This is a genomic window from Paenibacillus popilliae ATCC 14706, assembly GCF_000315235.1.
GTDB lineage: Bacteria > Bacillota > Bacilli > Paenibacillales > Paenibacillaceae > Paenibacillus_B > Paenibacillus_B popilliae.
Genome location: NZ_BALG01000227.1, coordinates 1 through 13,413 on the forward strand (window position 1 = coordinate 1; position 13,413 = coordinate 13,413).

At 52.5% G+C, this 13,413-nt stretch carries 7 protein-coding genes, 16 tRNA genes and 1 pseudogene; all 24 read left to right on the top strand.

Annotated elements, in window-relative coordinates:
* Window positions 1–17 precede the first annotated feature (17 nt).
* Window positions 18–93, top strand: a tRNA-Asn gene (locus PPOP_RS14435).
* A gap of 4 nt (window positions 94–97) precedes the next feature.
* A tRNA-Thr gene (locus tag PPOP_RS14440) sits at window positions 98–173 on the top strand.
* 35 nt (window positions 174–208) lie between these two features.
* Window positions 209–283 (top strand) — tRNA-Glu (locus PPOP_RS14445).
* A gap of 6 nt (window positions 284–289) precedes the next feature.
* Window positions 290–365: transfer RNA gene (locus PPOP_RS14450), tRNA-Val, on the top strand.
* Window positions 366–374: 9 nt separating this feature from the next.
* Window positions 375–450: transfer RNA gene (locus tag PPOP_RS14455), tRNA-Thr, on the top strand.
* A 16-nt stretch (window positions 451–466) separates the two neighbouring features.
* A tRNA-Gln gene (locus tag PPOP_RS14460) sits at window positions 467–541 on the top strand.
* A 7-nt stretch (window positions 542–548) separates the two neighbouring features.
* Window positions 549–624 (top strand) — tRNA-Lys (locus tag PPOP_RS14465).
* Between the two features lie 15 nt (window positions 625–639).
* A tRNA-Leu gene (locus PPOP_RS14470) sits at window positions 640–722 on the top strand.
* A 315-nt stretch (window positions 723–1,037) separates the two neighbouring features.
* Window positions 1,038–1,112 (top strand) — tRNA-Gly (locus PPOP_RS14475).
* A 7-nt stretch (window positions 1,113–1,119) separates the two neighbouring features.
* Window positions 1,120–1,196: transfer RNA gene (locus tag PPOP_RS14480), tRNA-Arg, on the top strand.
* 21 nt (window positions 1,197–1,217) lie between these two features.
* A tRNA-Pro gene (locus PPOP_RS14485) sits at window positions 1,218–1,294 on the top strand.
* 7 nt (window positions 1,295–1,301) lie between these two features.
* Window positions 1,302–1,375 (top strand) — tRNA-Gly (locus tag PPOP_RS14490).
* A 75-nt stretch (window positions 1,376–1,450) separates the two neighbouring features.
* Window positions 1,451–1,525, top strand: a tRNA-Gly gene (locus PPOP_RS14495).
* Window positions 1,526–1,532: 7 nt separating this feature from the next.
* A tRNA-Arg gene (locus PPOP_RS14500) sits at window positions 1,533–1,609 on the top strand.
* Between the two features lie 21 nt (window positions 1,610–1,630).
* Window positions 1,631–1,707: transfer RNA gene (locus PPOP_RS14505), tRNA-Pro, on the top strand.
* A gap of 7 nt (window positions 1,708–1,714) precedes the next feature.
* Window positions 1,715–1,788 (top strand) — tRNA-Gly (locus tag PPOP_RS14510).
* 222 nt (window positions 1,789–2,010) lie between these two features.
* Window positions 2,011–4,803, top strand: a complete 2,793-nt coding sequence (ppc, locus tag PPOP_RS14515) for a phosphoenolpyruvate carboxylase (RefSeq protein ID WP_006287272.1) — start codon at window positions 2,011–2,013, stop codon at window positions 4,801–4,803.
* Between the two features lie 383 nt (window positions 4,804–5,186).
* The gene (gene sigW, locus PPOP_RS14520) at window positions 5,187–5,753 is read left to right on the top strand and encodes an RNA polymerase sigma factor SigW (protein ID WP_042229024.1); all 567 of its coding nucleotides are present in this window, start codon (window positions 5,187–5,189) and stop codon (window positions 5,751–5,753) included.
* A gap of 152 nt (window positions 5,754–5,905) precedes the next feature.
* Complete coding sequence (locus tag PPOP_RS14525) at window positions 5,906–6,523, top strand: anti-sigma factor family protein (RefSeq protein WP_006287274.1); 618 nt, start codon at window positions 5,906–5,908, stop codon at window positions 6,521–6,523.
* Window positions 6,524–6,693: 170 nt separating this feature from the next.
* Window positions 6,694–7,518 (top strand): diadenylate cyclase CdaA, encoded by an 825-nt coding sequence (cdaA, locus tag PPOP_RS14530; protein ID WP_042229026.1) that lies wholly within the window; start codon window positions 6,694–6,696, stop codon window positions 7,516–7,518.
* Window positions 7,511–8,935, top strand: coding sequence for a CdaR family protein (locus tag PPOP_RS14535; RefSeq protein ID WP_006287276.1), 1,425 nt, complete (start codon window positions 7,511–7,513; stop codon window positions 8,933–8,935). The genes cdaA and PPOP_RS14535 overlap by 8 nt, the downstream gene beginning before the upstream one ends.
* 115 nt (window positions 8,936–9,050) lie before the next feature.
* Window positions 9,051–10,403: a phosphoglucosamine mutase gene (glmM, locus tag PPOP_RS14540; RefSeq protein ID WP_006287277.1), complete on the top strand. Its 1,353-nt coding sequence runs from the start codon at window positions 9,051–9,053 to the stop codon at window positions 10,401–10,403.
* Window positions 10,404–11,177: 774 nt separating this feature from the next.
* The gene (gene glmS, locus PPOP_RS14545) at window positions 11,178–13,013 is read left to right on the top strand and encodes a glutamine--fructose-6-phosphate transaminase (isomerizing) (RefSeq protein ID WP_006287278.1); all 1,836 of its coding nucleotides are present in this window, start codon (window positions 11,178–11,180) and stop codon (window positions 13,011–13,013) included.
* A gap of 137 nt (window positions 13,014–13,150) precedes the next feature.
* A pseudogene (locus tag PPOP_RS20800) lies at window positions 13,151–13,413 on the top strand (IS5/IS1182 family transposase); the annotation flags it as partial.

Consider the following 13,413-nt stretch of genomic DNA (forward strand, 5'->3'; position numbering starts at 1 on the left):
GAACTGTTCCTTACTGTTCCCTGATAGCTCAGTTGGTAGAGCACTCGGCTGTTAACCGAGTTGTCACAGGTTCGAGTCCTGTTCGGGGAGCCATTTTGCTCTCATAGCTCAGTAGGTAGAGTGCATCCATGGTAAGGATGAGGTCACCGGTTCGATCCCGGTTGAGAGCTCCAGTACTTATTTACAAATTATAGACAGGCTATCCTAAGGCCCGTTGGTCAAGCGGTTAAGACACCGCCCTTTCACGGCGGTAACACGGGTTCGAATCCCGTACGGGTCACCACTTTGTGGACGCTTAGCTCAGCTGGGAGAGCATCTGCCTTACAAGCAGAGGGTCGGCGGTTCGATCCCGTCAGCGTCCACCATTCATCTAAGCCGGTGTAGCTCAGTTGGTAGAGCGGCTGACTTGTAATCAGTAGGTCGTGGGTTCGACTCCTATCGCCGGCACCATCACATTGTACATTGTTGGGGATTAGCCAAGCGGTAAGGCAACGGACTTTGACTCCGTCATGCATAGGTTCGAATCCTATATCCCCAGCCATTTATGAGAGCCATTAGCTCAGTTGGTAGAGCACCTGACTTTTAATCAGGGTGTCGAAGGTTCGAGTCCTTCATGGCTCACCAGTTTTTTATCGGGATGCGCGTGTGGCGGAATTGGCAGACGCACTAGACTTAGGATCTAGCGGGCAACCGTGGGGGTTCAAGTCCCTCCACGCGCACCAGTATCATGAAACCCTTGTCGGACAAGGGTTTTTTGTTATTTAAGGAGAGAAAACAAAAGGTACCCTCTCCGGTTTGCTAGCATGCTTGCTAACGGAAGGTTTGTTATCCACATGGTCCTTCTACAAGGTGAGGCCGAAGCTTAGGCCAAATGGAGGAGATCCCAGAAGTTTAGCGTGAGAATAACGGAAGCGGGCTGGTATTTGCAGATTGCATCAATAAGCAAAAAAAATTATAAAATTCATGTTGCAATTGTATTTGCTTTATGATATATTATTTATTGTCGCTTCTGATAAAACTTGATGAAGAGACAAGCTGCGGACATAGCTCAGTGGTAGAGTATCGCCTTGCCAAGGCGAGGGTCGCGGGTTCGAATCCCGTTGTCCGCTCCAGAAGAATGCGCCCTTAGCTCAGCCGGATAGAGCGTTTGACTACGAATCAAAAGGTCGGGAGTTCGAATCTCTCAGGGCGCGCCACTTGAACAAATGGATACGCATCGGGACGTAGCTCAGCTTGGTAGAGCACCTGGTTTGGGACCAGGGGGTCGCATGTTCAAATCGTGTCGTCCCGACCATTTCTTTGCGGGTGTAGTTCAATGGTAGAACTCCAGCCTTCCAAGCTGGTAGCGTGGGTTCGATTCCCATCACCCGCTCCATCACTTACATACTGCGGGAGGCGATGTTGAAATTCAGAGCAGTATGTGGTATAATGATTAGTGCCTATAAATAATGCGGACATAGCTCAGTGGTAGAGTATCGCCTTGCCAAGGCGAGGGTCGCGGGTTCGAATCCCGTTGTCCGCTCCAGAAGAATGCGCCCTTAGCTCAGCCGGATAGAGCGTTTGACTACGAATCAAAAGGTCGGGAGTTCGAATCTCTCAGGGCGCGCCACTTCAACAAATAGATACGCATCGGGACGTAGCTCAGCTTGGTAGAGCACCTGGTTTGGGACCAGGGGGTCGCATGTTCAAATCGTGTCGTCCCGACCATTTCTTTGCGGGTGTAGTTCAATGGTAGAACTCCAGCCTTCCAAGCTGGTAGCGTGGGTTCGATTCCCATCACCCGCTCCATTTATTATTATTGCAAGCCAATACATATTTCGCAACCAATGGACCTTCGAAGAGAGGTCCTTTTTTTGATCCCAGATTCGAACTTCCGAATTAATCAGAAGTTGCGCATAGGTAACGTCCGAATTTTTCATAATAAAGTAAAGATTTTCGAATTGTTTTGTAGTATGATGTTAGGAAAGCCCAAATCCGTTGGAACAGGATTGGAGAGATAGGGGGAGACGAATGACAGACCTTACGTTAACCGCGAGCAAAGTGAACTCCAACAACTTGTTGCGGAGGGACGTTCGTTTTCTGGGTAATATTCTCGGTGAAGTGCTTGTCCATCAGGGAGGGAACGAGCTACTTGACATTGTGGAAAAGATTCGGGAAATCAGCAAATCGTTGCGAGCTGTGTTTCTGCCAGAAATATACGAAGAGTTCAAACAACTGATCAATACGTTGAACCCGGATATCCGGCATCAAGTAATACGTGCTTTTGCGATTTATTTTCAATTAGTGAATATCGCGGAACAGAATCATCGGATTCGGCGCAAGCGCGATTATGAACGTTCCGCCGGCGAAGCTGTCCAGCCGGGCTCGATCGAGAGCATCATTCTGGATTTGAAGGAACGGAATTGTTCGGAAGAGGAATTACGCGCGATTCTGGACAGTATCTCGCTGGAGCTCGTCATGACCGCCCATCCGACCGAGGCGATGCGCCGCGCGATTCTCGATATTCATAAGCGGATTGCGGAAGACATGATGCTGCTCGATAATCCTACGCTGACGTACCGGGAGCGGGAGCAGCTGCGCGACAAGCTGTTGAATGAAGTTATTACGCTGTGGCAGACGGATGAACTCCGGGATCGGAAGCCGACGGTATTGGATGAGGTCCGGAATGGACTGTACTACTTCAATGAAACGTTATTCGATGTTCTGCCTGAGGTTTATCAGGAACTGGAACGTTGCCTTGATAAATATTATCCGACACAGAGGTGGCATGTGCCAACTTATCTGCGGTTCGGTTCCTGGATCGGAGGAGACCGGGACGGCAATCCGTCGGTCACTGCGGATGTAACGAGGGAGACGCTGCAAATGCACCGGAAGCTTGCGATTCACAAATACGAAGAACGGCTGAAAGAATTGTTCCGCAGCCTTAGCTTCAACACCAGCATTGTACAGGTATCCAATGAGCTACTGCAATCGATTGCGGCCGATCGCGCGAATGTCCCTTTGAAGAGGACCGCATTTTGGAATAATGAAAAAGAACCGTACCGCATTAAATTAATCTATATGTTTGAGCGATTGAACAATATGATGGACGAGTCTACGAGAGATACTTCTGCGCGTTACCGAGATCCTGTGGAATTCGTGGAGGATCTCCGCATCATTGTCCGTAGTCTGCGTCATCACTACGCGGATTATGTAGCCGATACGCTTGTCGCGAAGCTGATTCGCCAAGTCGAACTGTTCGGCTTCTACATGGCCGCGCTTGATATCCGCCAGCACAGCAAAGAGCATGAGAGCGCCATGACCGAGATTTTAGCCAACATGAAGATTGTCGATAATTACGGCACGCTCAGCGAGGAAGAAAAAATCGATTTGCTTCATAAGCTTTTGCAGGACCCAAGACCATTGGTGTCGTCCTATATAGAGTACAGCGAGTCGACCCGGGAATGTCTGGACGTCTACCGTACGATTCAGTACGCCCAGAAGGAGTTCGGCGAGAAATGCATCACCAGCTATTTGATCAGCATGGCGGAAGCAGCCAGCGACGTGCTGGAGGTCATGCTGCTTGCCAAGGAAGTCGGCTTGTTCCGTCAGGAAGGGAACGGCAAAGTTCACTGCACGCTTCAGGCCGTGCCGCTGTTCGAGACAATTGACGATCTCTATGCAGCGCCAGGCATCATGAAGCGGTTGTTTGACCTTCCGATCTACCGGAGCGCAGTCAGCGCGATGAACGATGTGCAGGAGATTATGCTGGGGTACTCCGACAGTAACAAGGATGGAGGCGTATTTACTGCCAACTGGGAGCTGCGGATGGCGCTTAAGGAATTGACAGCAATGGCTCAAGACTATAATGTTAAAATCAAGTTCTTCCATGGACGGGGCGGAGCGCTCGGCCGCGGGGGAATGCCGCTCAACCGGAGCATTCTTGCCCAGCCGCCGGATACGATCGGAGGCGGCATCAAGATTACAGAACAGGGCGAGGTTCTGTCCTCCCGATATGCGATGCAGGGTATTGCCTACCGTAGCCTGGAGCAAGCGACTTCTGCACTCATTCAAGCTGCTATGTTGGCACGAACAGACCATACGGATTTGTACGAATCCAAGTGGAAAGAGCTGATGGAGAGCATTTCCCAGACGTCGTTGAAGAAATATCAGGATTTGATTTTTCGGGATCCTGATTTCTTGACCTATTTCAAAGAATCGACCCCGCTGCCTGAAATCGGCGATCTGAACATCGGTTCCCGGCCTTCGAAGCGGAAGAACAGCGACCGGTTTGAGGATTTGCGTGCTATACCATGGGTGTTTGCGTGGACGCAGAGCCGATATCTGCTGCCGGCCTGGTATGCAGCAGGGACCGGCCTGCAGAGCTTCTATCAGGGCAAAGAAGAGAATCTGGACGTGATGCGCGACATGTACCGCCATTATTCCTTCTTCCAGTCGATGATCGATAGCCTGCAGATGGCATTGGCGAAGGCCGACCTGGTTATCGCCAAGGAGTACTCCGGCATGGTGAAGGATGACGCTGTGCGGGAACGCATCTTCAGCTTGATTGAAGAAGAGTACAAAGTAACGTCGGATTTGATTCTCAAGATTACGGGACAGCAGGAGATTCTGGACAATGTTCCGGTCATTCAGGAATCGATCCGACTCCGCAATCCGTATGTAGATCCGCTCAGCTATATGCAGGTTGGTCTCGTATCCGAATTGCGTGAACTGCGTGAAGCGGGCAATGACAATCCGATTCTGCTTCGTGATGTGCTATTGACCATTAATGGCATTGCGGCGGGACTTCGGAATACAGGTTGACGGTTGACAAGCTGGAACGACCGTATAACCGTACTATAGGATTCGTCGATTCGACCAGTGGAGGAAGCAAGCGCGATGCAGTCGAGTCTTGAGTATTCAAGACTCGACTTTTCCTGTGTAGACACAGGACAGGTTCAACGAGAGAGAAAGGAATCGTGTGCTATGGCGGACGGGCCTTGAAGCGTAACGGACGGCCTTATTGCCTGTGAAACACGTAAAGATTGGACGGCCATCGTGCTGCGTGAAGATTGAACGGATGGACAGAGTACAGGGGATGTGCTCCATAGGTTCGGATTCCTGCTTGCGATATCCGGCATTGTCATTGTATCGCAATGATTGTGGAAGACATCGGCATTAACGGGCAGTGTGGATGGGGGGAGACCGTGAATACATTGGAAAAACGGCTCGCGAGATTGGCCCGCAAAGGAGACACACGGGCTTTCGCCGAGATTGTCGACTTATATAAAGACAAGATCTATCACCTGGCCTACCGCATGTTGAATAACCGGCATGAGGCAGAGGACGTGGTGCAGGATACCTTTTTGCGTGTATACCGCAATCTGGACCGCTACGACGAGAATCAGAAGTTCTCCACGTGGATCTACCGCATCGGGACGAACTTGTGTATCGATCGTCTCCGGAAGCGGAAGCCGAATTACTATCTGGACGCCGGGATGACGGAGCAGGAGGGCGTGGACGGATATGCCATGATTCCAAGCGATGACTGGACGCCGGAATCGCATCTGATTGTCAGCGAGACGCAGCGGATGGTGCAGGAAGCGATTCATAGTCTTCCGTCCAAATATAAATCGGTTATGGTGCTACGGTACTTGCAGGATTTGTCGCTGCAGGAAATCAGCAATGTGCTGGATATACCCGTCACCACCATCAAAACGCGCGTGCACCGGGGCAGGGAATTTTTGCGCAAAAAGCTGGAACAGAAATTATGAGAATAAATAACAGGTTATTTGTTTGAAACTATTCGATTGCTGCAGCGTAACGTATATGAGACCGGAAAATGTCCAACTTCTCTTCCAGCAGGTTAGAGAATTTCACGAATTTGCGGGTTATTTTATGAGACTTCAAGAAAGGACTGGCTCAGATGGATTGCAAACAAGCCGTCTCATTGATGCATGATCTTTTGGATGACGATTTGGACCGAGAATGTGCAGTGGAACTCAAAATGCATATGCTTGGTTGCCCGGCTTGCCATGAACGATTCCGTGAGTTGGAGCATATGGATTATCTGCTGTACGGACTCAATCATCGATTGCAGCCCGTATCCGAGGATCTCACCGACCGTATTATGTGTATCATCCCGAAGCCGAAGCAGCGCAGTGCCTTTTCGGTATGGGTGAAGCGGCATCCCGCAATTACGGTTGCGGCCGTCTTTGTTGTGATTATGATTACCAGTTGGCTCGGTATGTGGAATTCAGATAAACAACTCGTTGTGAAAGGCTCGAATTTGGATGGCGTTGTCATTGAGAACAACGTCGTCATTGTGCCTCCTGACAAAGAGGTAGCCAGCGATCTAACGATTCGCAATGGCGCAGCTGAAGTGTACGGCAAGGTGAAGGGAGACGTCACCATTATCGACGGGAAGCTGTTTCAGGCATCCACCGCGAATATTTCGGGATCGGTTCACCAGATCGATGAAGCCATCAGCTGGATATGGTACCAAATTTCTAGTTTATTCGGCACAAGGCAGGATATCTCTTGATGGGACAACGACTGGCCTCAAGACCGATATCAACTCTCCTGCGATGTCTGTAGGAGAGTTTTTTGGTTCAGACAGGAGTTTTGCGGCATGGCAGAGAAAAGTATATAGTTAAGGTCATGAGAGAACGCTGTAAATGAATGATTTTATCAGGGAATGTTGGGGGTACCAGCATGAATTATTTGACGGACATGACGTGGCCGAACATGCTCAAGGATGTTATCGATATTTTGGTGGTAAGTTATATTATTTATCAATTACTAGTCCTTATCCGTGGCACTCGCGCCATCCAGTTGTTGAAGGGGATTTTTATCCTCGTCATCATCTGGGCGGTCAGTACATGGTTCAATCTATTTACGCTGAAATGGTTAATGAATCAGATGTTCACCTTCGGGGTGCTGGCGCTGGTCATCATCTTCCAGCCGGAGATGCGGCGCGCGCTTGAGCAGCTGGGCCGAGGAAAAATATTGGGGCGCCGCACCGCCGTCGATGAGGACGAGATTGCTCGCATTATCGGGGAACTGATTAAGGCGGTGAATTACATGTCCCGGCGGAAGATCGGAGCGCTCATCGTCTTTGAGCGCACGACGGGGCTCAATGAATATACCGAGTCGGGTATTGTCATGGAATCAAGACTTAGCTCGGAACTGCTGATTAATATTTTCGTTCCGAATACGCCGCTTCATGACGGTGCGGTCATCGTGCGCGGCACCCAGATCGCCGCGGCGGCCTGTTACTTGCCATTATCGGAGAATCCGTTCATCAGTAAAGAGCTTGGAACGAGGCACCGCGCGGCAATCGGAATCAGCGAAGTGAGCGATGCCATCTCGGTGATCGTATCGGAAGAGACGGGACAGGTGTCTCTGTCCATGAACGGGCAAGTAGTCCGTGACATCAAGGAAGAATCGCTTATCTCGAAGCTGTTCGAGGAATTGAAGCCGCCTGCCAAAAAGGAACGCCGCTTGTTCTGGAAACGGAAAGGTGAGCATCATGGATAAATGGTTAATGAACAACACATCCGCCAAGGTTATTGCGCTCCTCATCGGGGTGCTGTTGTTCATCGTCGTACATAAGGATGATCCGACGAATGTCTCGGTTCCTCCGCTTATGGAGACGCGATGGATTGACAACGTCCAGGTGCAGACCGTTGGCCTGGATACGAAGCAACAGGTAGTCCAATCGATTACGCCGGATTCGGTGCAGATTCAAGTGCGCGGAAAGCGAACCACGATCGCAGCCGCGCTGCCGGAGAATTATAAGGTGATTCTGGACTTGACCGGTTATGGACCGGGCAAGCACGTCGTTCAACTGCAGCATGACTTCCCTCCAGGCATCGAGCTTCAAGAGATGCAGCCGTCAAGCGTCACGGTCGAGCTGGAGGATGTGAAGACGAAGGAGTTCGAGATCCAGGTTCGCACCGAGGGAGCCGCTGCCCAAGGCTATAAGCCGGGCACGCCAATTGTCTCCCCGTCGAACCGGGTTCATGTGACGCTGCCGGCGTCACGGATGACCGAGGTGGCTGCTGTCTCTGCCGCCGTGAATATCGAGGGGGCCAACGAGTCGGTGATCGTCAAGCGTGTGAAGCTAACGGCCTATAATGATCGTGGGCAGGAAATCGAGGATGCGGTCATTACCCCATCGGTCGTAGAGATTGAAGTTCCGATCACGAAGCCGTTCAAGACTGTTCCGCTTCAATTGGATCTGGTCGAACAGCTTCCGGACGGGCTGGCCGTCGCTTCGTTGGTGCCGAACGTCAACCAAATCACACTGTATGGTCCCCAGGAAGTATTGAATAAGATTGAATTTTTCGACGGGGTTCAAGTGAATCTGAAGCAAATCGACCAGGCCGGACAATATAAGATGAACGTAACATTGACTCCGCCGCCGAACATTGAGAAAATAGAACCGAGTGAGATTACGGTGGATGTTATCGTGTCCGCCGTGAAGCATAAGGTGATTGCCGGTGTTCCGATTACGCTCACAGGGGAGAATGACCGACTGGAGACATCCATTGTGGAACCGGCTACCCGCAAGCTCGATGTCGCGATCGTCGGTGCGCCGAACCTGATCGACGAGATGATAGCCGGCGATGTTCAGCTTATCGCGAATGTCAATGATTTGCCGACCGGCACGCATACGATCAACGTTCAGGTGAATCTGCCCCGCTTCGTAAGGCGAGCCGAACAGACGCCGCTCACGGTAACTGTCGAGATTCGGGATAAGGGGGAGCCTGTAACGACAGATCCCGTTCCGGATAGCGGCGGCGAGGCGGAGAACGGAACGCACGGCGCTACGGAAGGGAATCACCCGAATGCAGACACAACCGAGCCGAACCGCTCGAGCCATGAGGGAAATCAGATGCCGGAAGAACAGACTTCTACCGATTCCGGCGACGACACGCTCATGCAGGAATGAACGAATATTATCAGCATGTGAATGCTATATAACAAGTAATCAAGGAGCTGCAGTATGCATCCGATCCGCTTGCGCGAGCGGATGCATGCCGCAGGATGAAGGAGAGCAGGTTGTAATGGGGAAATATTTCGGTACAGACGGCGTACGCGGTATTGCCAATACGGAGCTTACTGCGGAGCTTGCTTATAAAATCGGCCGCTGCGGCGGTTATGTATTAACGGGGAAGGCAGCCACCAAGCCTAAGGTGGTTATCGGCATGGATACCCGGGTATCGGGACGCCTGCTGGAGGCCTCGCTGACCGCTGGTCTGCTGTCCATTGGCGCGGACGTGATCCAGCTCGGCGTCGTGACGACGCCGGCTGTCGCCTATCTGACCCGCGAGCTGGGAGCGGATGCAGGCGTCATGATCTCCGCTTCCCATAATCCAGTGGAGGATAATGGAATCAAGTTCTTCGGCTGTGACGGCTTCAAGCTGCTGGACGAGACCGAGCTGGAGATCGAGCGCCTGATGGATGCGGAGATCGACGAGCTTCCTCGTCCGATTGGCAGCGATCTCGGAACGGTCACTACCGACACGGAAGTGAAATGGAGTTATGTCGAATATTTGAAATCAACGGTGAAGCATCGGTTCGACGGCCTGAAGATTGTGCTGGACTGCGCGAATGGAGCGGCGTATGAACTGGCTCCCCGCCTGTTCCGCGATCTGGGCGCCGAGGTCCTCGCGATTGGCGCCGAGCCGAATGGCTTGAATATCAATGCCGAGTGCGGATCGACTCATCCCGAGCAATTGAAGCGGGAAGTTGTGAAGCAAGGAGCCGATCTCGGATTGGCCTTCGACGGAGATGCCGATCGGCTGATTGCCATCGATGGGGCGGGAGAAGAAGTGGACGGCGACTTCGTGCTGCTCATCTGCGGCGAAGCGATGAAGAAGGAAGGCCGCCTCAAGCAGGATACGATCGTAACGACCGTCATGAGCAATATTGGCTTCTTCAAGGCTGCAGACCACCTTGAACTGAATACGGCGCAAACAGCGGTCGGGGATCGCTATGTGATGGAAGAGATGCGCCGCGGGGACTATAGCCTGGGCGGGGAACAATCCGGTCACGTTATCTTCCTGGACTACAATACGACAGGCGACGGCATGCTGACCGGCATTCAATTGGTCGACACGCTGAAGGGCATCGGCAAGAAGCTGAGCGAAGCCCGGCAAGTAATGCGCAAGTTCCCGCAAGTGCTCGTGAACGTGCGGGTTGAGGATAAGAGCAAGTACAAGGACAATCCGGTCATCGAAGAGGCGATTGCTTCGGTGGAGCGGAAACTGGGGGACAACGGCCGCGTGCTCGTGCGTCCGTCCGGTACGGAATCGCTCATTCGCGTTATGGCCGAAGGCCCGGAAGTCGATGTTGTTGAAGGATATGTCAAGCAGATTGCAGACGTGATCTTGCAGGAATTAAGCGTATCGAACTAGCGGAGCAAGCCGTCTATCCGTGTCGAGCGGATGGGCGGATTTGCCCTAACTTGCCTGGACGCCTGTTGCCAAAGGGAAGCGACATGAATATAATGAAAACAGATTCCGCTGTGGCAGGATGGAAGGACAGCTTGCCGGGCTTCACGACATCACAGCAGTAGCCGGCTGACGCACGGAGTCGACAGCAACGTAGTTTTTGTGTTCAGGCCGGTAAAACTCTGTAGAGCGATAGTGCGATTCGAAGAGCTTGCCGAACGGACAGCATGCACGGTATACGATTCAATAAGGAAAGCGAGGGTAGTAGCCATTTCGCAGGGAACTGCATCCTAAGCGCCAGCACTTGGCACCAGGGTTCGGCACACTGGACAAGTGGACGAGGTGGAGGTGTTCGGATTGTTCGGCGGGGACCTCCCGGTGCGCCAACGGCACCGCAATAGCATGACGGAAAGCGGCAAGGTGACTTGCCGGACAACGCCTGCTTACGTTGACAGGTTGAATATCGAATAGGTAGGAACGAAAATATATACGAAATGGGCTGGCTCATGAATGGACCCGCACATCGGATTCGGAAGATCCTTCCGGACATGCTGCTGTGCATCGCTCATTCTTTGCACAACTGAATATAACGGGCTGCGACTCTTCCCTTGATCAGGAGGTTCGTTCCTGGACTAGGGGGGCGGTCCGAATGCCATGCATCGATGCATTGTTGCAGGCAGCATGGCTTCCGGGTGCGGCGTCCTTCGCGTACGTCGGCATAACGGAGGTTGGATTAGGATGTGTGGTATTGTCGGATATATCGGTGCAAGAAATTCTCAAGCTGTATTGTTGGATGGATTAAGCAAACTGGAGTACCGTGGCTATGATTCGGCCGGCATTGCGGTATTTACCCCAGATGGGCTGCAGGTCAGCAAGGCCCAAGGCCGCCTGGCGGTACTCGCTTCCCGACTGGAAGCGAAGCCGCTAGAGGGGAATGTCGGCATCGGGCATACACGTTGGGCAACACACGGGAAGCCTTCAGATGAAAATTCTCATCCGCATACGGATGCATCGCGGAAGTTCTCTGTTGTCCATAACGGGATCGTGGAGAACTATATGGAGCTGAAGGAAGAACTGATCGCGGAAGGGATTCATTTCGTCTCGGATACGGATACGGAAGTGATCTCCCACCTGATCGCCCGGGAGTACGATGGCGACATCGTCAAGGCGGTTCAGAGGGCGACTTCTTATATGCGTGGCGCCTTCGCGTTGGCCGTGTTGACGGAATACGAGCCGGATAAGCTGGTCGGGGTACGTTTTGCCAGCCCTCTTATCATCGGTATCGGCGATGGAGAGAATTTTATCGGGTCGGATATACCGGCAATTTTACAGTATACGCGTCGAGTCTATATTTTGAATGACGGAGAGATAGCAGTCCTTACCCGGGATGCTGTCGAATTGATGACACTTGAGGGGAATTTTATTTCTCGGGAAATGATTGTTGTCGATTGGGACGCGGTCACTGCAGAAAAAGGCGGATATGACCATTTCATGCTCAAGGAAATTCATGAGCAGCCCAAGGCGTATCGGGATACGATGCGCGGAAGAGTTACAGAGGACCGTAGCGGCATCAAGCTACCGGAGCTGAACGTGCTCAGCGACGAGAAGCTGCGGAACATTCGCAATGTACACATTGTCGCTTGCGGCACCGCTTATCACGCGGGGCTGGTCGGACGGACACTCATCGAGCAGTGCACTGGCATCCCGGTAGAGACGGATGTGGCGTCGGAGTACCGGTACCGCTCGCCGATTATTACCCCGGAGACGCTGGTCATTGTGGTAAGCCAGTCGGGAGAGACGGCCGATACGCTCGCTGCTCTGCGGGAAGCGAAGCGCTGCGGCGCTGCCGTGCTGGCTATTACGAACGCGGTCGGCAGTTCGGTCGCCCGTGAAGCGGATGACACGATCATTACGTGGGCCGGTCCGGAGATCGCGGTCGCTTCGACGAAGGCGTATACGTCGCAGCTGATTGCCTTCATGCTGTTCAGCTTGCACGCCGCCCAGACGCTGGGCACGAAGGATCAAGTCTGGATCCGGGAGCAACTGGCCGCGATGCAGGCCTTGCCTGAGCAGGTCGAGCGCATCTTGGGGCAGGCTGACGAGCTGAAGCGGGTGGCCGAGGAAATGGCTCGGCATGATCATCTGTTCTTCATCGGGCGCGGCCTCGATTATGCCGTTGCACTCGAAGGCTCGCTCAAGCTGAAGGAGATCTCATACATTCATTCTGAAGCCTATGCGGCCGGGGAATTGAAGCACGGTACGCTGGCTCTGATCGAAGAAGGCGTGCCTGTCATCGCGCTTGTCACCCAATCTGCGCTTCTGGAGAAGATGGTGAGCAATATCAAGGAAGTAAAGGCCCGCGGCGGAGTCGTCTTCGCGGTCACTGACGAAGCGCACGCCCCGGTAATGCAGAAAGCGGTCGACGGCACCTTCGCCGTACCGGCTACGCTGCCACTACTGACGTCGGCCCTCGCCGTCGTACCGCTACAGCTTATCGCGTATTACGCGAGCCTGGCTCGCGGCAATGACGTCGACAAGCCGCGCAACCTGGCGAAGAGCGTGACGGTGGAGTGAGTGGGCAGATAAGGATAGGCAGTTTGATTCATTACAATAAAGTATTGTTCTGATAACCACAATTACAATAAAGTTTTGCTCTAAACGATGATGCTCTCAAAAAGTCCCGATGATAAATTTACATCGGGACTTTTTTACAACTCAATCCACTCATTACACAAGGTGCCCGCAAGAAAGAAGACGAGATTCTGTTCAACAAAGATGCCGGCATGTACGTTTGTCCAGCCGGACACATGGCGATTCGAAAAGCACGACAGGGGAAAAAAGGCGTCAGTAAAAACCAGCAAGACACCTATTTTTTCGATGTGAAGCAAAGAACAGTGAACTCAAACATGGACACGGGTATGATGTAGCCACATCCTCGGGTCTGCTTGGCATGCAACTGCAAGGTGCGATGGCC

Excerpts from the sequence above, each read along its gene's own strand:
- ppc (WP_006287272.1), top strand. The coding sequence starts at position 2,011 with ATGACAGACCTTACGTTAACCGCGAGCAAAGTGAACTCCAACAACTTG.
- PPOP_RS14525 (WP_006287274.1), top strand. The coding sequence starts at position 5,906 with ATGGATTGCAAACAAGCCGTCTCATTGATGCATGATCTTTTGGATGAC.
- cdaA (WP_042229026.1), top strand. The coding sequence starts at position 6,694 with ATGAATTATTTGACGGACATGACGTGGCCGAACATGCTCAAGGATGTT.
- PPOP_RS14535 (WP_006287276.1), top strand. The coding sequence starts at position 7,511 with ATGGATAAATGGTTAATGAACAACACATCCGCCAAGGTTATTGCGCTC.
- glmM (WP_006287277.1), top strand. The coding sequence starts at position 9,051 with ATGGGGAAATATTTCGGTACAGACGGCGTACGCGGTATTGCCAATACG.
- glmS (WP_006287278.1), top strand. The coding sequence starts at position 11,178 with ATGTGTGGTATTGTCGGATATATCGGTGCAAGAAATTCTCAAGCTGTA.